Source organism: Streptomyces sp. NPDC005722 (assembly GCF_040630935.1).
In the GTDB taxonomy this organism is placed as follows: Bacteria; Actinomycetota; Actinomycetes; order Streptomycetales; family Streptomycetaceae; genus Actinacidiphila.
In genome coordinates, this window is the sequence record NZ_JBEXYN010000036.1 from 43593 (window position 1) to 65281 (window position 21689).

The 21689-nt window shown below is 73.9% G+C and carries 24 protein-coding genes; 20 read left to right on the forward strand and 4 right to left on the reverse strand.

What is annotated here, in order from left to right; translation table 11 throughout:
* The first annotated feature begins 122 nt into the window (after window positions 1-122).
* From ABZ479_RS30935 to ABZ479_RS31010, 16 genes are all read left to right on the forward strand, one after another.
* Window positions 123-743: a sigma-70 family RNA polymerase sigma factor gene (locus ABZ479_RS30935; RefSeq protein ID WP_500464648.1), complete on the forward strand. Its 621-nt coding sequence runs from the start codon at window positions 123-125 to the stop codon at window positions 741-743.
* Between the two features lie 5 nt (window positions 744-748).
* The gene (locus ABZ479_RS30940) at window positions 749-1159 is read left to right on the forward strand and encodes an acyl carrier protein (protein WP_500464649.1); all 411 of its coding nucleotides are present in this window, start codon (window positions 749-751) and stop codon (window positions 1157-1159) included.
* A complete protein-coding gene (locus tag ABZ479_RS30945) occupies window positions 1152-1574 on the forward strand; it encodes a hypothetical protein (protein ID WP_500464650.1) in 423 nt (140 codons plus the stop codon). The genes ABZ479_RS30940 and ABZ479_RS30945 overlap by 8 nt, the downstream gene beginning before the upstream one ends.
* Window positions 1571-2983, forward strand: a complete 1413-nt coding sequence (locus ABZ479_RS30950) for an aldehyde dehydrogenase family protein (protein WP_500464651.1) — start codon at window positions 1571-1573, stop codon at window positions 2981-2983. The genes ABZ479_RS30945 and ABZ479_RS30950 overlap by 4 nt, the downstream gene beginning before the upstream one ends.
* A gap of 75 nt (window positions 2984-3058) precedes the next feature.
* On the forward strand, window positions 3059-3523 hold the full coding sequence (locus tag ABZ479_RS30955) for a DUF4188 domain-containing protein (RefSeq protein WP_500464652.1): 465 nt from the start codon (window positions 3059-3061) through the stop codon (window positions 3521-3523).
* A 17-nt stretch (window positions 3524-3540) separates the two neighbouring features.
* The gene (locus ABZ479_RS30960; protein ID WP_500464653.1) at window positions 3541-5253 is read left to right on the forward strand and encodes an acetyl-CoA carboxylase carboxyltransferase subunit alpha; all 1713 of its coding nucleotides are present in this window, start codon (window positions 3541-3543) and stop codon (window positions 5251-5253) included.
* Window positions 5237-5815, forward strand: coding sequence for an acetyl-CoA carboxylase biotin carboxyl carrier protein (gene accB / locus ABZ479_RS30965; protein ID WP_500464654.1), 579 nt, complete (start codon window positions 5237-5239; stop codon window positions 5813-5815). Before ABZ479_RS30960 ends, accB begins: the two co-directional genes overlap by 17 nt.
* Window positions 5816-5827: 12 nt before the next feature.
* A complete protein-coding gene (gene accC, locus ABZ479_RS30970; RefSeq protein ID WP_500464655.1) occupies window positions 5828-7201 on the forward strand; it encodes an acetyl-CoA carboxylase biotin carboxylase subunit in 1374 nt (457 codons plus the stop codon).
* Between the two features lie 28 nt (window positions 7202-7229).
* Window positions 7230-8216 (forward strand): helix-turn-helix transcriptional regulator, encoded by a 987-nt coding sequence (locus ABZ479_RS30975; protein ID WP_500464656.1) that lies wholly within the window; start codon window positions 7230-7232, stop codon window positions 8214-8216.
* 119 nt (window positions 8217-8335) lie between these two features.
* On the forward strand, window positions 8336-8941 hold the full coding sequence (locus ABZ479_RS30980) for a cobalamin B12-binding domain-containing protein (protein ID WP_500464657.1): 606 nt from the start codon (window positions 8336-8338) through the stop codon (window positions 8939-8941).
* Window positions 8941-10245: a methylaspartate mutase gene (locus tag ABZ479_RS30985; RefSeq protein ID WP_500464658.1), complete on the forward strand. Its 1305-nt coding sequence runs from the start codon at window positions 8941-8943 to the stop codon at window positions 10243-10245. The genes ABZ479_RS30980 and ABZ479_RS30985 overlap by 1 nt, the downstream gene beginning before the upstream one ends.
* Window positions 10242-11168 (forward strand): amino acid ABC transporter substrate-binding protein, encoded by a 927-nt coding sequence (locus tag ABZ479_RS30990; protein WP_499602581.1) that lies wholly within the window; start codon window positions 10242-10244, stop codon window positions 11166-11168. Before ABZ479_RS30985 ends, ABZ479_RS30990 begins: the two co-directional genes overlap by 4 nt.
* Before the next feature lie 32 nt (window positions 11169-11200).
* Window positions 11201-12178: a DMT family transporter gene (locus ABZ479_RS30995; protein ID WP_500464659.1), complete on the forward strand. Its 978-nt coding sequence runs from the start codon at window positions 11201-11203 to the stop codon at window positions 12176-12178.
* Complete coding sequence (locus ABZ479_RS31000; protein WP_500464660.1) at window positions 12175-13233, forward strand: aspartate-semialdehyde dehydrogenase; 1059 nt, start codon at window positions 12175-12177, stop codon at window positions 13231-13233. The genes ABZ479_RS30995 and ABZ479_RS31000 overlap by 4 nt, the downstream gene beginning before the upstream one ends.
* Window positions 13230-14333: an amino acid kinase family protein gene (locus tag ABZ479_RS31005; RefSeq protein WP_500464661.1), complete on the forward strand. Its 1104-nt coding sequence runs from the start codon at window positions 13230-13232 to the stop codon at window positions 14331-14333. The genes ABZ479_RS31000 and ABZ479_RS31005 overlap by 4 nt, the downstream gene beginning before the upstream one ends.
* A gap of 3 nt (window positions 14334-14336) precedes the next feature.
* Window positions 14337-15332 carry a TauD/TfdA family dioxygenase gene (locus ABZ479_RS31010; RefSeq protein WP_500464662.1) on the forward strand — a complete coding sequence of 332 codons (996 nt, stop codon included), beginning with the start codon at window positions 14337-14339 and terminating at the stop codon, window positions 15330-15332.
* Between the two features lie 153 nt (window positions 15333-15485).
* Here the strand turns inward: ABZ479_RS31010 and ABZ479_RS31015 are convergent, their stop codons facing one another.
* Complete coding sequence (locus ABZ479_RS31015) at window positions 15486-15683, reverse strand: hypothetical protein (protein WP_500464663.1); 198 nt, start codon at window positions 15681-15683, stop codon at window positions 15486-15488.
* A gap of 153 nt (window positions 15684-15836) precedes the next feature.
* Between ABZ479_RS31015 and ABZ479_RS31020 the strand changes: the two genes are divergently transcribed.
* Both ABZ479_RS31020 and ABZ479_RS31025 read left to right on the forward strand, forming a co-directional pair.
* Window positions 15837-16880, forward strand: coding sequence for a helix-turn-helix transcriptional regulator (locus ABZ479_RS31020; protein ID WP_500464664.1), 1044 nt, complete (start codon window positions 15837-15839; stop codon window positions 16878-16880).
* Between the two features lie 111 nt (window positions 16881-16991).
* Window positions 16992-17888: a LysR family transcriptional regulator gene (locus ABZ479_RS31025; RefSeq protein WP_499602571.1), complete on the forward strand. Its 897-nt coding sequence runs from the start codon at window positions 16992-16994 to the stop codon at window positions 17886-17888.
* Window positions 17889-17934: 46 nt separating this feature from the next.
* On the opposite strand, the gene ABZ479_RS31030 is transcribed toward ABZ479_RS31025, so the two are convergent.
* Both ABZ479_RS31030 and ABZ479_RS31035 read right to left on the reverse strand, forming a co-directional pair.
* Window positions 17935-18639 (reverse strand): 4'-phosphopantetheinyl transferase family protein, encoded by a 705-nt coding sequence (locus ABZ479_RS31030; protein ID WP_499602569.1) that lies wholly within the window; start codon window positions 18637-18639, stop codon window positions 17935-17937.
* Complete coding sequence (locus ABZ479_RS31035; protein ID WP_500464665.1) at window positions 18636-19085, reverse strand: RidA family protein; 450 nt, start codon at window positions 19083-19085, stop codon at window positions 18636-18638. Before ABZ479_RS31035 ends, ABZ479_RS31030 begins: the two co-directional genes overlap by 4 nt.
* 119 nt (window positions 19086-19204) lie before the next feature.
* On the opposite strand from ABZ479_RS31035, the gene ABZ479_RS31040 reads away from it, so the two are divergent.
* Window positions 19205-19420: a DUF6296 family protein gene (locus tag ABZ479_RS31040; protein WP_431965720.1), complete on the forward strand. Its 216-nt coding sequence runs from the start codon at window positions 19205-19207 to the stop codon at window positions 19418-19420.
* A gap of 185 nt (window positions 19421-19605) precedes the next feature.
* Window positions 19606-20448: an acyl-CoA thioesterase gene (locus ABZ479_RS31045; protein ID WP_500464666.1), complete on the forward strand. Its 843-nt coding sequence runs from the start codon at window positions 19606-19608 to the stop codon at window positions 20446-20448.
* 112 nt (window positions 20449-20560) lie between these two features.
* Here the strand turns inward: ABZ479_RS31045 and ABZ479_RS31050 are convergent, their stop codons facing one another.
* Window positions 20561-21646, reverse strand: a complete 1086-nt coding sequence (locus tag ABZ479_RS31050; protein WP_500464667.1) for a S1 family peptidase — start codon at window positions 21644-21646, stop codon at window positions 20561-20563.
* Between the last annotated feature and the right edge of the window lie 43 nt (window positions 21647-21689).

Consider the following 21689-nt stretch of genomic DNA (forward strand, 5'->3'; position numbering starts at 1 on the left):
CATGGAATACGCACCCGTCGAAGGACCGGCGATTTCCGGACGGAGGAATCCCAATGACCCGGAAGGGGAATGCGGAGCTTCTGGCGGGGTGTGTGCGAGGGGAACAAACGGCCTGGGACGAAATGGTCGAGCGATTCGGCCGGCTCGTCTGGTCCGTCATCCGGAGCCACCGGATGAACGACGTGGACGCCGAGGACGTACGGCAGCTCACCTGGTTCCGGCTGGTGCAGAACGTGGACCGCATCCGCGACCCGGACCGGATCGGTGACTGGCTCGCCACCGTGGCGAGGCGTGAATCCCTCAAAGTGGTCACACGGGGGAAGCGGCTCGTCATGGTGGGGGACAGCGAAACCCTCGAGGTGCTGTCCGGCCACCACGAGAGCCCCGAGCAGATCACCCTGCGGGCGCACCGCAAGAAGGAGGTCCTGCGGGCCATCGACGGCCTGTCGGACCAGTGCCGCGGCGTGCTGCTGATGGCCCTGGAGGACCCGCCGGCCTCGTACGAGGAGATCTCCTCGGCGCTGTCGATGTCGCTGGGCTCGGTCGGCCCCATCCGCACCCGCTGCCTGCGCAGACTGCGCCGCGCGCTGGCCGCGGCCGAGGAGGGCGAGCCCGTGCCGCCGTCCGCGGCGTCGCCCTGCGGGCGGTGCCCGGCGGGGGACGTGTCCGGTCCGGGGCGGCCGGTGGATCTGGTGGGGGACGGCCCCGAAGCCGCGGCCGGCCGAGCCACCGGATGGGAGTGATGCGCATGCCTCGCTATGACGTCGAGGAATTGGTGCGGTCCGTCGTCGTCGAGGCGACGGGAATCGAACCGGAGAAGTACCACCCCGATCTCGCCTTCGCCGCCGACCTCGGCCTGGAATCGCTCGACCTGCTCGACGTGTTCTTCCGGATCGAATGCTGCGTCCCGGTGGTGCTCTCCGTCGAGAAATGCGGCCGGTACCTCCAAGGCGACGTCCCGGACGAGGAATTCTGCGACGCGAACGGAACCATCGCCCGGCGCGGTCTGGAAAGGCTGGCGGTCGTCATGCCGCAACTCGATCCGGAGGTCTGGGCGGGGAAACTCACCCTCGACCGGATGCTGGAACGGCTGACCGCCGGAAACCTCGTCACGATGGTCGAGCACATGCTGGCCGAAGGGCGGCCGGTCCGTGCCTGAGGGAGCGGCGCGGCCGGCCGGGCGGACCAGGACCGTGGTCCGGGTGGGCAGTTGCGACGTCCACGTGGACACCTTCCGCAGACTGGTGGCCTGGCACGGCCCCGAGGCGCTGCGGCTGCCGGCCGGCGGCGCCTGCCCGGTCGGCTGGTCGCTGCGGCAGGCCGCGCTCCGCGCCCTGGCCGCGCCGCCCAGGGTGGGCGGCCGCTGGGGCGACATCGACGTACGGGGCCCCGAGGGCGGGCCCTGGACCCTGCTGTTCAAGGGCGAACTCGCCCGCTTCGCCGAGACCGTGCTCAGCGGCGACGTCAACGTGACCGTCACCGCCGGCGCCGGCCGGGTCACCGCCTTCGCGGTGCTGACCCGCCGCGAGCACCCCGCCGCCCCCACCGACGACGAGACCGAGGTACGCAGGTGAGCACAGCGACCGAGACCGGGCTGCTGGTCAGCCGCGAGATCATCACCGGCGAGGAACTGGGCGGCGTCCCGCTCGCCGGCCCCGGTGCCGTGGCCTCGGCCGCCCGCCGGGCGGCGGCCGCCGCGCCGGGCTGGGCGGCGCTGCCGGCCGCTGACCGGGCCGCGGTGCTGGAGCGCGCCGCCGATGTGCTCGTCGAACGCGCCCAGGAGGTCCAGGACCTGCTGGTCCGTGAGGGCGGGGCGATTCCCGGCAAGGCCTTCTACGAGGTCCACGCGGGCGCCGGGGAGCTGCGGCACGCCGCGGAGCTGGCCCGCGAGCCCGAGGCCCCGCACGGCCCCGGCTCCGACCCCGCCCGGCGGAGCGAGGTGCGGCGGGTCCCGCTGGGCGTCGTCGGCGTGATCGTGCCCTGGAACTTCCCGCTGCTGCTGGCCCTGCGCTCGGTCGCCCCCGCCCTGGCGCTCGGCAACACCGTGCTGCTCAAGCCCGACCCGCACACCCCGCTCTCCGGCGGGCGCGTCCTGGCCGAGGTCCTCGCCGCCGCCGGACTGCCGGCCGGTGTGCTGGAGGTGGTGCACGGCGACGCCGTGACCGGCCGGGCCCTGGTGCAGGCGCCGGACGTGGCCATGGTCTCGTTCACCGGCTCCACCGAGGCCGGCCGGGAGATCGGCGCGGCCTGCGGCCGCCTGCTGAAGCGGGTGGTGCTCGAACTCGGCGGGCAGAACGCCTTCGTCGTCCTGCCGGACGCCGACCTCGAACAGGCCGCCTCCGCCGGCTCCTGGGGCTCCTTCCTGCACCAGGGCCAGATCTGCATGGCCGCCCGCCGCCACCTCGTCCAGCGCGACGTGGCCGCGGAGTACACCGCGGCGCTCGCCCGGCACGCGCGGGCGCTGCGGATCGGCGACCCGTACCGCGAGGACGCGCAGATCGGGCCGGTCATCGACCAGCGGCAGCTCACCTCGATCGCCGCCGCCGTGGAGAACGCGGTCGCCCAGGGCGCCCGGCTGGTCACCGGGGGCCGGGCCACGGGGCCGTACTTCCCGCCGACCGTCCTGGCCGACGTCACCCCGCGGATGGACATCTTCAGGACCGAGGTCTTCGGCCCGGTCGCCACCGTCACGGCCTTCGCCGACGACGGCGAGGCGGTGGCCCTGGCCAACGCCTCCGACCACGGGCTGACCGCCGCCGTCTACACCTCCGACGCCGCGCGCGGCCGGGCGCTGGCCCGCCGGATCCGCTGCGGCGTCGTCCACGTCGGCGACCAGACCGTCGGCCACGACCCCCGGCTGCCCTTCGGGGGCGTCGGCGCCTCCGGCAACGCCTCCGGGTTCGGCGGCCGGGCGAGCCTGGAGGCCTTCACCCGCTGGCACACGCTCACCAGCAGCGAGCCGCCGCGCGGTTACCCGTTCTGACCCCGCACGCCGTTCCGCCCGCACCGCCCCGCACCGCCCTGTTCCCAGCCGAGCAGATCCGAGAGGAGCGCCCCCGTGGCAGGCAAGGTCGAGACCGTACCCCAGGTGGCGGACCCGCCCGAGGGCACCGTCCTCTTCCTCATCGGGATGAGGATCAACAGCTTCTGGAAGGTGCACCGCTGGGTGCCCTCCTTCCTCGCCATGTTCCCGATGCTGATCGAGCTCAACAAGCAGAAGGAGCACGGCTTCCTGGGCTCGCGCACCTGGCTCAACCGCACCGTGATCATGGTCCAGTACTGGGCCAGCATGGACGACCTGATGGCGTACTCGCGCAACACCGAGGCCGCCCACCGGCCCGCCTGGGCCCGCTTCAACCGCGCCGTCGGCAACAACGGCGCCGTCGGGATCTACCACGAGGCCTACGTCGTCGACCCGGCCCGGATGCACACCGTCTACCGCAACATGCCGCCGTTCGGCATCGCGAAGGCCACCGCCGGCCGGCCGCAACGGCCGCTCGCGCAGGTCACGGACCGCGGATAGGGGAGGAGGACACCGCCGTGACACAGCAGCAGGGGCCGGTGCGGGCCGGCCAGGACGTCCAGTGGCGCAGGTGCGGGGCGTGCGGCGCCTTCATCTACGGCAAGCGGCTGGACCGCAACCGCAAGGTCTGCCCCGAGTGCCAGTTCCACTTCCGGATACCGCCGCACACCCGGATCGAGCAGCTCGCCGACCAGGGCAGCTTCCGCCCCTTCCCCGACGACCACATGCCGCGCGACCTGCTCGGCTTCACCGACAGCAAGCCGTACCGGGACCGGCTGCGCGACGCCCAGGCCAGGACCGGCCGCAACGACGCCGTCCTCGCCGGGCGCCTGACGATCGAGGGCCGCCCGCTGGTCGCGGCCGTCCTGGACTTCAGCTTCATGGGCGGCAGCATGGGATCGGTGGTCGGCGAGGCCATCGCCGCCGCCGCCCGGCACGCGCTCGCCGAGCGGCTGCCGCTGCTGCTGGTCGCCGCCTCCGGTGGCGCCCGCATGCAGGAGGGCGCGCTGTCCCTGATGCAGATGGCGAAGACCTCGCAGTGGATCGCCGCCCTGCGCGAGGCGGCACTGCCGGTGATCAACCTCAACACCGACCCGACCTTCGGCGGCGCCAGCGCCTCCTTCGCGATGCTCGGCGACGTCATCCTCGCCGAGCCGGGCAGCCTGATCGGCTTCGCCGGGCCGCAGGTCATCCGCAACACCATCCGCGAGGAGCTGCCGCCCGGCTTCCAGAGCGCGGAGTTCCTGCTGGAGCACGGGATGATCGACGCGGTCGTGCCGCGCGAGAACCAGCGCGAGCACCTGGCGCGGCTGCTGACCCTGCTCGGCCCCTCGGTGCCCGAACTCCCCGAGCCGGCGGGCGCCGAGCCGCTCACCGAACCCGTCCCGGCCGTGCGCGGCACGCGCGAGACGGTGGCGCTGGCCCGCACCATCTCGCGGCCCACCACGCGGGAGTACATCGGCTACGTCTTCGACGACTTCGTCGCGCTGCACGGCGACCGCGCCTTCGCCGACGACCGGGCGCTCGTCGGCGGGGTCGCCCGGCTCGGCGGCCAGAGCGTGGTCGTCCTCGGCCACCAGAAGGGCCACGACACCGCCGAGCTGGTGAGCAGCAACTTCGGGATGCCCAACCCCGAGGGCTACCGCAAGGCGCTGCGGCTGATGCGGCTCGCGGAGCGGTTCGGGCTGCCGATCGTCGCCTTCGTCGACACCCCCGGCGCCTTCCCCGGCATCGGGGCGGAGGAGCGCGGCCAGAGCCTGGCCATCGCCGAGTGCATCCTCGAACTCTCGCGGGTGCGGGTGCCCGTGGTCTCCGTCGTCACCGGCGAGGGCGGCAGTGGCGGGGCGCTCGCCCTGGGCGTCGCCAACACGGTGCTGATGCTGCAGAACGCGTACTACTCGGTGATCAGCCCGGAGGGCTGCTCGACCATCCTGTTCGGCACCGCCGAGCAGGCCGGCCGGGCCGCCGACGCCCTCCGGCTCACGGCCTCGGACCTGCTGCGCCTCGGCGTGGTGGACGCCATCGTGCCCGAGCCGCCGGACGGCGCGCACACCGCGCCGTACCCGACGGCGCTCAACGTCAAGACCGCCCTGGTACGGGCGCTGGCCCCGCTGCTCGACCTGCCGGGGGACCGGCTCGTCGAGGTGCGCCGGGACAGGTTCGACCGCTTCGGGCACCCCGAACGTCAGCCGGTAGTGGACTGGGAGAAGCGTGATGAGCACGAGCACTGAGGCCACGACGACGCCGAACGGCGTGGGCACCGCGGACAGCGCGGACAGCGCGGACACCGTGACCGGGCCGGAGGCCGGCGGCGTGACGACGGTGGAGGAGCTGCGGGCGCAGACCCGGCTGCTCGCCGGTGAACTGCCCGGCACCCTGAGGCGGATCACCCTGCGGGCCGGCGGGCTCAGCGTGGACGTCGAGTGGGAGTCCGCCGCGGTCGCCGCCCCCGTCGCCGCTCCGGTACCGGCGGCCCCCGCGCCGCCGGCCGCCCCCGCACCGGCTCCCGCCGCGCCGGCCGACGCCGGGACGCAGGCCCCGCCCGCCGGGCTGGTCAGCGTCACCGCGCCGCTGGTCGGCACCTTCTACCAGGCGTCCTCGCCCGGCGCCGAGCCCTTCGTACGGGTCGGCGACGTCGTCGAGCCGGGCCGGCAACTGGCCATCATCGAGGCGATGAAGCTGCTCAACTCGATCACCGCCGAGACCCGGGGCCGGGTGCACGCGATCCACGTCCAGGACGGCGAGGTCGTCGAGTACGCCCAGCCGCTGATCGACCTCGTCCCCGTCGACTGAGAGGGCACAACCGTGTTCGACAAGGTGCTCGTCGCCAACCGCGGGGAGATCGCGCTGCGCGTCATCCGCTCCTGCCGCGACCTCGGCGTGCGCACGGTGGCCGTGTACTCCACCCCCGACGCCGACGCGCGGTTCGTCGCGGCCGCGGACGAGGCCGTGCACATCGGCCCCGGCGCGCCCGCCCGCAGCTACCTCAACATCCCCAACATCATCGGCGCCGCCGTCAAGACCGGCGCCGAGGCCATCCACCCCGGCTACGGATTCCTCTCCGAGGACCCCTACTTCGCCGAGATCTGCGCCGACGACGGCATCACCTTCATCGGCCCGCCGCCGGACGTCATGGAGAACGTCGGCGACAAGGCCACCGCCCGCAGACTGATGACCGAGGCCGGACTCCCGCTGCTGCCGGGCACCATCGAGCCGGTCGACTCGGTGGAGGCCGCCGAGGCGGTCGCCGCCGAGATCGGCTACCCGGTCATCATCAAGGCCGCGGCGGGCGGGGGAGGCCGCGGCATCACGGTGGTGCGGCGCCCCCAGGACCTCCGGGACGCCTACACCGCCACCCGGGCCAGCGCGCAGGCCGTCTTCAAGAACAGCGCCGTCTACATGGAGCGCTACCTGGAGAAGACCCGGCACATCGAGATCCAGGTCGTCTGCGACGACTTCGACGGCGCCGTGCACCTGGGCGAGCGCGACTGCTCGGTGCAGCGCCGCCACCAGAAGCTCGTCGAGGAGTCCCCCTCGGCCGGCGTCTCCCCGCAGCTGCGCGAGCGGCTGGGCGCGGCCGCCCTGGCCGGTGCCCGCGCGGTGGGCTACCGGGGCGCGGGCACCGTGGAGTTCCTGCTGGAGGCCGGTGACGGGGCGGGTGACGGCGGCGAGGACGTCTTCTGGTTCATGGAGATGAACGCGCGCATCCAGGTCGAGCACCCGGTCACCGAGCTGGTCACCGGCGTCGACCTGGTCGGCGAGCAGCTGCGGGTCGCCTCCGGCAGCCCGCTGTCGGTCAAGCAGGAGGACGTCGAGATCCGCGGCCACGCCATCGAGTGCCGCGTCAACGCCGAGGACCCGGCCAGGTCCTTCGCCCCCACCCCCGGACTGCTGGAGCGCTACCGCGTCCCCGGCGGCCCGTGGGTCCGGGTGGACACCGACTACGTCCCCGGCGCGCGCGTCAGCCCGTACTACGACTCGATGATCGGGAAGCTGATCGTCTGGGGTCCCGACCGCGGCAGCTGCATCGAGCGCACCCTGCGCGCGCTGTCGGAGTTCGAGGTCTCCGGGCCCGGCGTGCACACCACGATCCCGTTGCACCAGGAGATCCTCGGCCACCCCGAGTTCCGCCGGGGCGACGTGGCCACCGACTTCCTGGAGCGCCACTTCGCCATGTGAGCAGCACGACCAGCAAAGGGGAGCCGCCGTGTCGGACCAGGAGCTCACATCCCAGGACGTCGGCGTCTACCGGCACCTGCTGCAGGTGTCGCCGGACGCCGGCCACTGCGCCTCCGAACTCGGTCTGCCGACGGAGGAGTTCGACGAGTCGGTCAAGCGGCTGATGGCGCACCGGCTGCTGCACCCGGACGGTCCCTGCCGCTACGAGGTCGTCTCGCCAGGCCTGGCGGCGGCCGAACTCACCGCCTCCCTCAGCCTGCAGGCGCACCAGCTGCTGCGCCAGATCGACACCACCCGGCGCGACCTGGGCCCGCTCGGCGCCCTGTACGACGCCCACCAGCGGCAGCGGCTGGCCGGCACCACCACCGAACTGCTCACCGACGGCGACGCGGTACGGCACCGGCTCTCCGACCTGTCCTCACAGGTCCGGCACCGCGTGCTCACCGCCCACCCCACCCTCGGCGGCCCGCAGACCCTGCGGGCCGCCCTCGACCTGGACCGGGACCTGCTCGACCGGGGCGTGCGCTACCGGACCGTGGTGCCGCACACCGCCCGGCGGCAGCGGGAGGCGCTGCGGCACATGACACGACTGGGCGACCTGGGCGCCCAGTTGCGCACCGCGGCGGTCATCCCCGGCCGGATGATCCTGCTGGACGGCGTCGTGGCACTGGTGTCCACCGGAAAGGGCGGCGGTGCGGCGCTCTTCCGCGACCCGACCGTGGTCTCGTTTCTCGAAGTGATATTCGACCACATCTGGGAGCACGCGAAACCGGTCGGCGGCGATTTCGACGGCGACGTCTTCGAGGACGTCGAGGTGGCCATTTTGCGCCAGCTGGAACTCGGTAGGTCGGATGAATTCATTTCCCGGCGGCTGGGTATCTCCACCCGTACGCTCCGCCGCTACCTGTCGGGCATGTGCGAGAAGCTCGGTGTGGAGACCCGCTTCCAACTGGGCATGGCGGCGGCCCGGCTGGATCTGTTCGGGAACGGGGACGATCCGGACAGTGCGGGATAGAAATTCCTGATCGCGACCTTCGGGTATTTCCACCCGGCACCGCTGGACCCTCCGGCGGCGCGCCGCGGATGATTTCCCCGGCCCACTCCACATTCCTACCGAGGGAATCAATGACTGGCATGGCTGCCGCCTCCCGGAGGCGGATCATTGTTTCCGGTGTCTCCTCCGACGCGCACATGTGGAACCTGGTGTTCCTGCAGTTGCTGCTGGAGGAGCACGGTCACGAGGTGTCCAACCTCGGCAGCCTCACCCCCGACGCGGAGATCGCCGGCGCCTGCCGCGCGCTCCGCCCGGACCTGCTGGTCATCGGCACCGTCAACGGCCACGGGCACCTCGACGGGCTGCGGCTGATCCGTGCCCTGCGCGCCGAACCGTCCCTCGCCGCCCTGCCCGTCGTGATCGGCGGCAAGCTCGGCGTCCACGGCCGCGACGACGCCCGCCCCGCCGCCCGCCTGGCCGCCGCGGGCTACGACGCCGTCTTCGACGACGGCGACGACACCGGCGGCGGCGCACTCGCCCGCTTCGAGACCTACCTGCGGGCCCTGCGCACCCCGCCCGCCCCGGGCCCCGTCGGCGGCGGCGTCCCCTTCCCGGCCGCCGGCCGGCGGCACCCCCGTCCCGCGTCGCCCGCCCGGCTCCTCGCCGCGGCGCCGGACCGGCCGGCCGGCCCACGACGAGGACGGGACTCCGCCCCGCGCCGCACCGCGCCCGGGGAGGTGGCCTGATGCCGCACAGCGCCGACCGCTTCTCCGCGTTCGTCCGCCGGGCCCGTGCGGCCGGACGGCTGGTCGTCCAGCCCCGCATGGGCTTCGGCGACCTCGGCCGGATGCGGGCCGGACTGCGCGCCGTCCGCGGGGCCCGCGCCACCACGGCCGGCACCATCACCCTCGACAGCTACACCCGCTGCCACGACTACGCCGCCGCCCGCCGCGCCCTGCGCGACCGCGCCGCCGACCTCAACGGCTTCCCGCTGCTCGCCCACGGGCCCGCCGCCGTACGGCGGTTGCTGGCGGAGACCGCCGCCCCCGACTTCCCCGTGCAGCTCCGCCACGGCACCGCCCTGCCGCTGCGCCTGCTGCGCGCCGTGGCCGCGGCCGGGATCGACGCCACCGAGGGCGGCCCCGTCTCGTACTGCCTGCCCTACAGCCGCACCCCGCTCGCGGCGGCGGTCCGCGAGTGGCGGGCCGGCTGCGAACTCCTGGCCGGGCAGCCCGTCCCCCCGCACCTGGAGACCTTCGGCGGCTGCATGCTCGGCCAACTGTGCCCGCCATCGCTGCTGGTGGCCCTCAGCGTGCTGGAGGGGATGTTCTTCCGCGAGCACGGGCTGACCGGCATCTCGCTCAGCTACGCCCAGCAGGTCCACCCCGGCCAGGACCTGGAGGCCCTGGCCGCGCTGCGCCGGCTGGCCGCGGAACGGCTGCCCGGCACCGACCGGCACGTCGTGCTCTACACCTACATGGGCGTCTTCCCGCGCACCCCGATCGGCTCCTACCGGCTGCTGGAGCACAGCGTCCGGCTCGCGGTGCGCGGCGGCGCGGAGCGGCTGGTGGTCAAGACGCCCGCCGAGTCCCGCCGCATCCCCACCGTCGAGGAGAACGTCGAGGCCCTGGAGTTCGCGCACGCCGTCGCGGAAGCGGCCGCCCGCCCCGACGCCGCCGCCGGGCCCCGGCCCACCGCCACCGGCTTGTACGAGGAGGCCGGGACCCTCGTCGACGCCACCCTCGCCCTCGCGGACACCGTCGGCGAAGCCCTCGTCGCGGCCTTCGCCCGCGGCGTCCTCGACGTGCCGTACTGCCTGCACCCCGGCAACGCCGGCCGCGCCCGCGCCGCCGTCGACCCGTACGGCATGCTCCGCTGGACCGAGGCCGGCGCGATGCCGGTGACCACCGGCCCGGCCGGCGGCCCCGCGGCGCCCGTCACCCCGCTCACCGCACGCGGCCTGGGCGAGATGCTCTCCTTCAACGAGCGCCGCTACGACCGCGAGGACCTCACCGGCACCGCCCGCCCGCTCCACGGGTACGCCTCATGACCGCCCCCGCGCGCACGACGCCGGCGACCCTGGACGCCGTCCGCGCCCGCGGCGTCCTGCGCGCCGCCGTCTCCCTGGGCATCCGCGGGCTGTCCCTGCGCACCGCCGACGGCCGCTGGACCGGGCTGGACACCGACATCGCCCGCGCCGTGGCGGCGGCCGTCCTCCACGACCCGGAAGCCGTCGACTGGCGCCCCGTGCGGGCCGCCGACCGGCTGTCCGTGCTCGCCGCGGACGAGGCCGACCTGACGGTGTGCAACCTCACCTGGACACTGGGCCGGGAGGCCGCCCACCCGGTGCTCTTCGCCGGGATCACCGCCTACGACGGCGAGGGCTTCCTGGTGCGCGCCGCCGACGGCGTCGACGACCCGGCCCGGCTCGCGGGGCGGCGGCTCGCCGTCCACACCGGCTGCACCACCCCGGTCAACCTCGCCGCCTGGTACGGCCCGCGCGGCCTGACCACCGTCCCGGTCGGCTTCGACGACCCCGCGGGCGCGCTGGCCGCGTACGCCTCCGGCGACTGCGCCGCCTACGTCCTGGACCGCATCGCCCTGGCCGGGGCCCGCGCCGGACTGCCCGACCCGCGGGCCCACCGCATCCTGCCCGCCTCGATCTCCCGCGAGCCGATGGCGGCCGCCGTCCGCGACGCGGACCCGCACTGGTTCCGGCTGGTCCGCTGGGTGCTGCAACTGCTGCCCGCCGCCGAGCACGAGGGCACCGGCAGGGCCGCCGCGCTGGCCGGCCCGCACGGCCCCGCGGTCGGACTGGACGAGGGCTGGGCCGCCCGCGTGCTGGCCGCCGTCGGCAGCTACGCCGACGTCTACGAGCGCAACCTGGGCGCCGCGTCCGGCCTCGACGTGCCGCGCGGCCCCAACGAACTGTGGACCAGGGGCGGGCTGCACTACGCCGTCCCCCTGCACTGACCCCCGTCCGCCGCGGAAGGAGCCGACAGCGCATGAGCAGTGACGCCACACCCGCCGCACGGGCGCGCCGGGGCGCCCTCGAACTCACCGCGGCCATGGGGCTCTCCGGCACCCTCGGCGTCTTCGTCCTGGAGTCCGGGGTCTCCTCCACCACCGTGGTGCTCTTCCGCTGCGTCTTCGGGGCGGTCGCACTGGCCGCCTACTGCCTGCTGCGGGGCCACCTCAGGAACACCGGGCTGACCCGCCGCACCTTCGCGCTCGCCGCGCTCGGCGGGGTGTGCATCGTCCTCAACTGGGTGCTGCTCTTCGACGCCTACCGCCGCACCTCGATCTCGGTGGCCACCGTCGTCTACCACACCCAGCCCTTCTACGTGGTGCTGCTGGGCGTCGCGCTGTTCCGGGAACGGCTCGACCGGCACCGGGCCGGCTGGATCGTGCTGGCCTTCGCCGGGGTGCTGCTCGTCGCGGGCCCGCCGGGGGCCGGCCCCGGCGGGGGCGGCCGGCCGCTCGGCATCGCCGAGGCGCTGGCGGCGGCCCTGCTGTACGCCTTCGCCACCGTGATCGCCAAGCGGCTCACCACCGTCCGCCCGCAACTGACCGCGCTGATCCAGGTCCTGGTCGGCATCCCGCTGCTGCTGCCGTTCGCCCGGCTCGGCGAGACCGCCGGGCTGGGCGCGCGCTGGGGCTGGCTGGTCGGCCTCGGCGTGATCCACACCTGCCTGATGTACGTCCTGCTCTACTCCTCGTACCGGAAGCTGTCCACCGACCGCATCGCGGTGCTGTCGTTCGTCTACCCGGCCGTCGCGATCCTGGTGGACCTCGCGGTCTACGGGCACCGCGTCGGGCCGGTGCAGGCCCTCGGAGTGCCGCTGATCGCCGCGGCGGGACTCGGCGTCAACCTCGGCTGGCCGCTGCTGCCGCGGCGCCGTCGTCCCGCCGCGGCCGGCGGCACCGGACCGGAAGCCACGGCACCCGCGGCCGGGCTCGTCCAGATCGGAGATCCCCGATGACCCTCGTTACCGATCCCGCCGCCCCGCGCATCGCCATCGTCGGCGCGACGGGGGCCGTGGGCAGCACCCTCATCGAACTGATCGAGGAACGCGGACTGCGCTACCGCGAGGTGCACCTCGTCGCCTCGGCGCGCAGCGCGGGCCGCCACGTGGCGGTCGACGGGCGCGCCCGCGAGGTCGTCGCCCTGGAGGACTTCGACTTCGGGCGGGCCGACATCGCGTTCTTCTCGGCCGGCACGGCGGTCAGCGACAAGTGGGCCAAGTCCGCCGTCGCCCAGGGCGCCCTGGTGATCGACAACACCAACGCCTTCCGCATGGACCCCGACACCCCGCTCGTGGTGCCGCAGGTCAACGCCGCGGAACTGCACCGCCGCCCGGGCGGCGGGATCGTCGCCAACCCCAACTGCTCCACCATCCCGCTGGTCCGCGCCCTGCTGCCGGTGCAGCGCCGCTGGGGGGTCCGCCAGGTGGTCGTCAGCACCTACCAGGCCGCCTCCGGCCAGGGCCACCAGGGCATCGAGGAACTCCTGGAGGGCAGCGAGGTGGCGCTGCGCGACCCCGACGCCGACCTGCCCTCCGAGCGCTTCCGTCCCGCCCTCGCCTTCAACGTCGTCCCCTCCATCGACCGGCTGCTGGACGACGGCTTCACCCTGGAGGAGCAGAAGATGCTCCAGGAGTCCCGCAAGATCCTCGGGCTCCCGCACCTTGACCTGACCGCCACCTGCGTGCGGGTGCCCGTGGTCAACTCCCACTCCGAGGCGGTCTGGGTGGAGGCGGGCGCACCCGTGGACCGCGGGGAGCTCGTCGCGCTGCTGGCCCGGCTGCCCGAGGTCACCGTCCACGACCGGGAGCACCCGGGCGGCTTCCCGACCCCGCTCACCGCCGGGCACCCCGACCACGTCCACATCGGGCGGATCAGGGTCGCCCCGCACAACCCGCGGGGCTTCTGGATGTGGCTGGTCTCGGACAACCTGCGGGTCGGCGCGGCCCTGAACGCCGTCCAGATCGCCGAGTACGCCCTGGGCCGCGGCTTCCTGGCGGGAGGCGCGCGATGACGGCCCCGGCGGTACTGAAGTTCGGCGGGTCCACCTTCCGCACCCCCGCCGCGTACCACGACCTCGCCGCCGGCCTGGACGAGCGCATACGCCGCGAGGGCCGGCCGCTGGCCGTGGTGGTCAGCGCGATGCAGGGCGAGACCGAGGGGCTGCGCGGCCGCCTGCACGAGGTCAACCTCCGCCCCGAGGACGCCACCGCCGCGGGCATGCTCTGCACCGGCGACCTGCTCAGCGCCCACCTGCTGGCCAGCGCCCTGCACCGGGCGGGCCGCAGCGCCACCGTGCTCGCCGGGCACCAGGTCGGGCTGGTCACCAACTCCTCCTTCCTGTGGGCCCGGGTGGTCAGCACCGACCCCGGCCCGCTGCGCAGGGCGCTCGAGCGGCACGAGGTCGTCGTCGTCCCCGGCGGCCAGGCCGTCGACGGCCAGGGCCGGCCCACGTGGCTGGGCAAGAACAGCTCGGACCTGTCGGCGCTGGCCGTCGCCCGCGCGGTGGAGAGCCACGTCTGCGAGATCCACTCCGACGTCGACGGCATCTACACCTCCGACCCGCACCTGGTCACCGGGGCCCGCCTGCTGCCGCAGGTCTCGTACAACATGGCCGCCCTGATGTCGCTGTACGGGGCGAAGGTGCTGCACCGCCGCGCCGTCCAGCTCGCGCTGCGGCACCGCATCGAGATCGTGCTGCGCTACAACCGGGCCCCGTACTCCCCGGGCACCCGGATCAGCGCGGTCGGCAACCAGATGGCCGCCGTCGTCCTCGACCGGCGCTCGGTGGTGCTGGACTTCCCCGACGACGCCCACGCCGACGCCGCGCACAACGCCTTCCACGTGGCCGGCATCGACACCGTGCGGCTCACCGGCGAACCCCGCGTGGCCGTCATCGGCGGCTTCGTCGACCTGGAGGCCGTCCAGCTGCGGCAGGGCGTCACCCCGGGCCGCCGGGTGGGCGTGCCGGTGGCGGAGGTGCGCGGCAGCAAGGTCACCACCCACATCGCCGAGAGCGCCGAGGACGCCCTGGACCTCGCGCAACGGCTGCACGACCGGCTGGACTTCGCGGCCCCCGCCGGTGCCCCCGACGCCCGCCTTGTAGGAGTGTGAGCCGTGCAGGACACCTTCGCGGAGCTGGAACTGCCCGACGCGGTACGGGACGACATCGGGGAGCGGCTCGCGGCGCTCCCCGACCCGGCGCGGGACATCGACCGGGCGATGACCCGCTACCACCGGATCTTCGCCGCGCTGCCCACCGCACTGCTGCAGCGCGTCCTGGACTTCGGCCGCCACGTCGACACCCCCGGCGTCGCCCTGGTGCGCAACCTGCCCGTGGACCCGGAGCTGCCGCCCACCCCGGTGGACGGCGGCCCCAGCCGCGCCAAGCGCGGCTTCGTCGCCGAGGGGGTACTGCTGGGCCTGTCGGGGCTGCTGGGCGAGCCGGTCGGGGTGCTCACAGAGAAGGAGGGGCGGCTGATCCACGACGTGGTGCCGGTCCCGGGCGGCGAGAGCACCCAGACCAACCAGGGCTCCGCCGTCTTCCTCAACTTCCACAGCGACATCACCCACGACCCGGCCGGGCGCTGGGACGTGGCCAACCCGGACTTCCTGGTCCTCAACTGCCTGCGCGGCGACCCCTCCGGGACGGCCGCCACCTACTACGCGGACGCCCGCGACATCTGCGGGCAGCTGGCGGACGGCGCGCTGGAGACGCTGCGCAGTCCGCTGTTCCGGCTCAACGCGCCGGGCAGCTACACCCGCGATGTCGCGGGCGGTGCGGAGGTCCTGTCGGACCCGGTGCCGATCGTCAGCGGCTCCCGGGACTTCCCCGGGATCGCCGTCTCGGCCAACGGCGTGCGCCCGCTCACCCGCGGGGCCGCGGCGGCCCTGGAACTGCTGCAGGAGGCCTGCCGCGCGTCGGCGCACGCCGTACGGCTCGAACCGGGCACGGCCCTGCTGGTCAACAACCGCAAGGGCGTGCACGCCCGCTCGCGGTTCACCGCCCGCTACGACGGCCGGGACCGCTGGCTCCAGCGCACGTACGTCCGGCGCAACCTGTGGGACATCAGGTACCGGGTCACCCCGGGCGACCGCCGCGTGCACCACTGAGCAGCCGGGCCCGGCCGGGGGCCCGGCCGGGGCGGCGGCTAGCGCCGCCGCGGCCAGTGCAGAGTGCCGGATTCCTCTTCCGGGCCGCCCGGGGGCGTGGTCATGGGGTCATTCGACGACATGTTTTCTCCTTCAACCAATTACCGTGACGAATCAGGCGTGGTGGTCGCCGGCCGAATGCGTGTCGGCGCCACCGATCGGAGCCTCGTCCCACTTGTCATCCGCCAGCGTCACGTTCCGCGGGCCGTCGCCGGAAACGACCGCGGTCCCCGGAGCGGCGGAGTAAACAACTCCGGTCGCCAGGACGATCACCGCGAAGCCCCGGGCGAGTAAATGACGAGTGCTCACCATCGTGGATCCCCCCACATCGCTTGTCTGCCGCGCCCTTTGTGGGCACCAGAACAAGGTGTCAGTTCCGGAGATCGAGTTCGACCCGCCGGAAGTGTCCTATGATGGAGCGGCAACAAGTGGATAGCGGCAAAACGGGCATGGGGTGGGTGATCGGTGGACGAGCATCGCCTGTTGGACGACCTTGCTGTTGATGCATACGAATGCGCTCTGCGAGCCGGTGCCTTCAGGGATGACGAGATCGCCGCCGAGCTGGGCGTCGACGTCGACCTGGTCGCCGAGGCGCGCAAGACCCTGGAGGAGCTGCGGCTGCTCGGCCGCGTCGGCGCCGGCCGCTCCGTCGTGGCGCTCGACCCGGACGTCGCGGAAGCGGAACTGGTGACTCCGCTGGAGCTGTCCATCGCCCACCGCCGGCAGGAGATCGCCGGGATACACCGGCAGTTACGGGCGCTGTCCGCCGTCTACCGCACGAGCGACCGGGCCGCCCCCGACGACGTGCCGGTCAGGGTGCTGGACGACTTCGAGGAAGTGCGCAGGGAGATCGACCTGGCGCGGCGCCGCTGCACCGAGGAGCGGATGAGCCTGCAGCCCGGCGGCGGCCGCAGCGCCGAACTCCTCGAGCAGGACCTGGTGCAGACCCTGGAGATGCGGCGCCGCGGGATCCGCATCCGCACGCTCTACCAGCACACCGCCCGCACCAGCCTCGCCACCCGCACCTACGTGCGGCAGATATGCGAGGGGGGCGCCGAGGTCCGTACCGCCGAGGAGCTCTCCGAGCGGCTGATCATCTACGACCGCAAACTCGCGTTCATACCGAAGGAGCGGAAGGGAAAGGAACCGCCGGGTGCGGCGATTGTCTCCGATCCCACGCTGGTCGCCTATCTGTGCCGGTCGTTCGAGTCCATATGGCAGGCCAGCCAGCCCTTCGACGTGGGCCGGACCGCCGAATACCACCAGGTCACGGAGGACTTGCGGCTGTCAATTCTGCGCTTGATGGCCATGGGATTGAAGGACGAGGTGATCGCCCGGCGGCTCGGGATGGCGACCCGTACATGTCGTCGCCACATATCCGTAATCATGGAGGAACTCGGCGCCACCAGCAGATTCCAGGCGGGATTGCTGATCGGCCGCCAGGGATTGATCCCCGACGGCGACGTCGTTCCGGCCGATCCCGGCGAGGACGATGTGTCCCCATGCTGACGGGGGTTGTCCTCGATCAGACAACCCGGAGTTCTGGCGCCCGGTACCGGCCACTTGATTTCCTGTGGAGGGAGTATTGATCCGGCGTGAGCCGAACCACGGGAGGGGTCAATGGACATTCGGCAGCTGGCGACGTTCCACAAGGTGGCGACGCTGCTCAGCTTCACCCGGGCGGCGACGGAACTGAAGTACGCGCAATCCAGCGTCACGGCCCAGATCAAGGGGCTGGAGATGTCGCTCGGGGTCGACCTCTTCGACCGTCTCGGGGGCCGCATCCAGCTCACCGAGGCCGGCCAGCGGCTCCTGCCGTACGCCGAGCAGATGCTCTCGCTCGCCGGGGAGGCGCGCGGTGCGACCCTGGGCTCGGAGGAGCCCTCGGGAGTGCTGACGATCGGTTCGATGGAGAGCATCACGTCCTACCGGATGCCCCCCTTGCTGGAGTTCTTCCACCACCGCTACCCGGCCCTGCACATCGTGCTGCGCCCCAGCCTCTGCGCCGAGACCTGCCACGCGCTGCGCCAGGGCATGTTCGACATGGGCTTCCTGATGGAGGCCGAGACCCAGCACCCCGGCGTGCAGACCGAGGTGCTCGGCTCCGAGCCGCTCACCGTGGTCGCCGCGCCCGACCACCCGCTGACCGGGTTCGACAAGATCACCACCGATGACCTCCGGCAGGTCCAGGTGATATCCGCCGAGGCGGGCTGCGCCTACCGCGAGCTGTTCGAGGCCGAGCTCAACGACGGCACGGGCGAGTCGCTGCCCTTCCTGGAGTTCGGCACCATCGAGTCCATCAAGCGCGGGGTCGCCGCCGGCCTGGGCATCAGCCTGCTGCCCACCGCCACCGTCGTCGACGCCCTGGAGGCCGGCACCCTGGTGACCCTGCCGTGGCCGGTGCCCTTCGAGGTGCACACCCAGATCGCCTGGCGGCGCGGCAAGAACCTCTCCCGCGAGATGCGGGTCTTCGTCGACCAGACGATGCGCTTCCTCGCGGAGGAGTACGCACGCTAGGACCGGTCCCCGGGGTGAACGGGAACGGCCGCGGGGCCGGAGGGCGTCAGCCCAGTCGTACGGCGACGGCCGCCCGGTGGCCGTCCCCGACGGCGACGTCGGAGAGCGACCAGCCCTCGGGGCCCGCGGCGGGAGCGGGGCCCGAGCCGACGTAGTCCTCCGACAGGTCCCTGGCCAGGCCCGTCCCCAGACCCTTCAGGTACGCCTCCTTGCGCGCCCAGGCCCGCGCGAAGGCCTCCCGGCGCTCCACCGGCGGCAGCGCCCCCAGTTCGGCCACCTCCGCCGGGTGCAGCGAACGCCACACGCCGTCCACGGCCTCCTCGCCGGGCAGCGCCTCCACGTCCACCCCCACCGGGCCCGCGGCGAAGGCCACCAGCGTCAGCTCCCGGGAGTGGGAGAGCGAGAAGTGCGGGGCGCCGCCCTCCACCGCGGGCCGGCCGTGCGGGCCGCCGCAGGCCGGGCAGTCCTCCCGGACCAGCGGCACCGAGCCGGGCGGGGTCCCCAGGTACGCCGCCAGCAGCAGGCGCAGCGCCACGTGCGCGGTGACGTAGCTGGTGCGGTCGCGGTCGAAGTGGAACGCGGAGGCCCGCTCGCGTTCCTCCCGGTCCAGCAGCCCGGGCGCCAGGTGGACGGCGGCGGCCGCGTTCGCCGCCGTGTCCACCAGGCAGACCCGCGGCGGGTCGCCGGGCCCCGGCGGGGTGAGCCGCCGGGCCGCGGCCGTCACGGAGAACCGCTCCGGGACCAGGGTCACGGCAGGTCCGCCCGCTCCGCGGACGCCGCGGGGACGATCGCGAACGCCTCGACCTCCAGCAGCAGTTCCGGCCGGAAGAGGGCGGCCACCTGCACCGCCGAGCTGGCCGGGGGCCGCTCGGTGTCGACGTACGCGTCGCGCGCCTCGCGGACCGCGGGCAGGAAGGCGACGTCGGTGACGAAGAAGGTCAGCTTGACCACGTCGCCCCAGCCCGCCCCGGCGGCCGCCAGGCAGCGGTCGAGGTTGGCGAAGACCTGGCGCGCCTGCGCCGCCGGGTCGCCCGGCCCCACGAGCCCGCCGTGCTCGTCCACCGCGATCTGGCCCGAGACGGCGACGAAGCGGCCCTCGCCCCACACGACGTGGCTGTAGCCGGTGCCCGGGAGGACACCCTCCGGAGCGGCGACGTGGGTGAGGTGCGGCACGTGGTCCCCCTTGATGATCGACACCGCTCCATGCTCTCCCACGGGGTCGATCCCGCGCCACAGCGGACGTCATGACCGGTGTCATTGGCCAGTGATTCTCTGGGCATAAATCGTCATATGGGCGGAGACAGGAGGTTCCCCTCATGAGTCATGCCGAAACCTACGAGCTGACCTTCCCCGTCTCCGGCGACACCGTGGTCGTCAAGCGCACCGAGCGCAAGGGTGCCGGAGGACACCCGGTGTACAGCGACGACACGGGCATCGTCCAGGCGGAGATCAGCGACCGCGGGGAAGTCCGCATGCTCGCGACGGGCGGGCACCAGCACCACGACGTCCCCTCGCGGGCGACGCCGCACTGAGCCTCCCGCCGCCGGGCGCCCTCGTGCCCAGCCCGGCCCCGGTCGCGGTGCGTGACCGTACGGACCGGACCCGTCGCCGCCCGCCCGGCCGACGTCGCCGGCCGGGTTCCGACTCGATTTGAACATCCAACCCACTGCACTACCGTGGACCGGGACACCGCACCCACACCCCGCAGGGGGACGTCATGCCCGGCCCGATCACCGACACGGGCGCGGACACCGCGGATGCCCCCGGCACCGCGCCGTCCGCGGACGACGCCACCTTCCGCATCGACCGCTCCTGGTGGTCCTGGAACGGGGCGCAAGGCGGCTACGTCGCCGCCCTCGCACTCGCCGCCATGTGCGACGACCTGGCCGCCCGCACCGGCGAGCCGCCCCCGGTCCGCACCCTCGGCGCGCACTTCCTGGCCCCCGTCGACGAGCGCCCGCTGCGCCTGGCGGTGAGCCCCCTGCGCGAGGGCCGCCGCACGTCCGTCTCCTCGGTCACCGCCCTGCAGGACGGCTCCGCCGCGCTCACCGGCACCGCCGTGTTCGGGCGGAGCGAACCCGGCCCCGCCCACGCCGCCACCCCCGCGCCCGCCGTCGCCGGGCCCGGTGTGTGCCCGCCGCTCACCCTGCCGCGCTCGCTGGCGGCGTTCGCCGCCCACCTGGAGATCCGCCCGGCCGACGACGCGCGCCCCCTGGCCGGCGGGGAACGGGCCGAACTCACCGCCTGGATGCGCTTCGCCGACGGCCGGCCGCTGGACCCGCAGGCGCTGGTCGTCCTCGCCGACGCGCTGCCGCCCGCGCTGTTCGCGGTGTGGACCGAGCCCCGTCCGGTGCCGACGGCCGAACTGACCGTCCACTTCACCGACGTCCTGGACGCCGGGCCCGCGCAGGGCTGGGCGCTGGTCCGCAGCCGCACCGAGCACGCGGGCGGCGGCTGGGCCGTCGAGGACAGCGCCGTGTGGGCCGAGGACGGCCGGCTGCTCGCCCTCTCCCGCCAGGCGCGCGCCGTACGCGACTTCCGCCCCGGCCGGCGGGGCTGACCGGCCCGGCTCCCCGCGCGTCACCGTCCGCCCCCGCACGCACGGCGGCGCCGGACCCCCTCCCGGTCCCGGGGAGGGGCGTCCGGCACCGCCGCCGTGGTGCCGCGGGGCGTCAGCCGATCTCGGCCCCGTACACCTCCAGCGCGTCCGTCACCGGCTGGAAGAAGGTCTCCCCGCCGCCGCTGCAGTCACCACTGCCGCCGGAGGTCAGGCCGAGGGCGGTGCTGCCGGAGAAGAGGGCGCCGCCGCTGTCGCCGGGCTCGGCGCAGACGTCGGTCTGGATCAGCCCGGAGACCGAGCCCTCCTGGTAGTTGACGGTCGCGTCGAGCCCGGTGACCGTGCCGTCGTGCACCTGGGTGGTGCTGCCGCTGCGCCGTACGGCCTGGCCGACGGCCGGTGTGGCCGCCGAAGTGATCGCCTGCGTGGAGCCGTCGTAGAGGTCGACCGCGCTGGGGTGGTCGGCGCCGCCGGTGTACTTCACCAGCGCGTAGTCGTGACCGGGGAACGTCGCGGCCTCGACCGAGCCGATCTCCGCGCCGCCTGGGCTGTCCGACCAGCTCTTGATGTCCACGCCGCAGTGACCGGCGGTGAGGAAGTACGGCTGCCCGTCCTTGACGACGTTGAAGCCGAGCGAACAGCGGACGCCGGAGCCGAAGATGGCGTCGCCGCCGGCGATGAAGGGCTTGAACGCGCCCTTCGACCTCTCGATCCGGGCCGTGCCGGCGCCGAGTCCGTCCACCGCCTCGTCCAGCCGGTCCATCTCGGCCGCCGAAACGGTCCGGTCGGCCGTCACGACCACCTGGTTGGTCCGCGGGTCGACGGACCAGGCGGTGCCGGGGATGCGGGCCCGCGTCGCCAGGGTGCCGGTGGCGGAGCGCAGTTCGGCCATGGTGCGGTCGACCGTCCTCGGCACGGCGCCCGCCGCGCGGACGGTGTCGGCGGCCTCGGCGCCGAGCACGTTGACGACGAGCCGGTCGCTCCCGGCGTCGTAGTAGGACCCCGCGGTGTCCTTCGTGCCGAGCTCCGCGGTGAGGTGCGCGGCCAGGCTCACCGCGGCGGAGGGCGTGAGGCTCCTGGGGGTGGGAGCGGGGCCCGGCGCGGCGTTGGCGTGCGGCAGCACGATCAGTGCCGCCAGTACGGCCGTCGCGCCGCTGCCCGCGAGCACGGCCTTCCGTCCGGATATCCGACGGTGATTCAAGTCCTGTACCTCCGTGTGGGGGGATGGGCCGGCCCGACTGCCG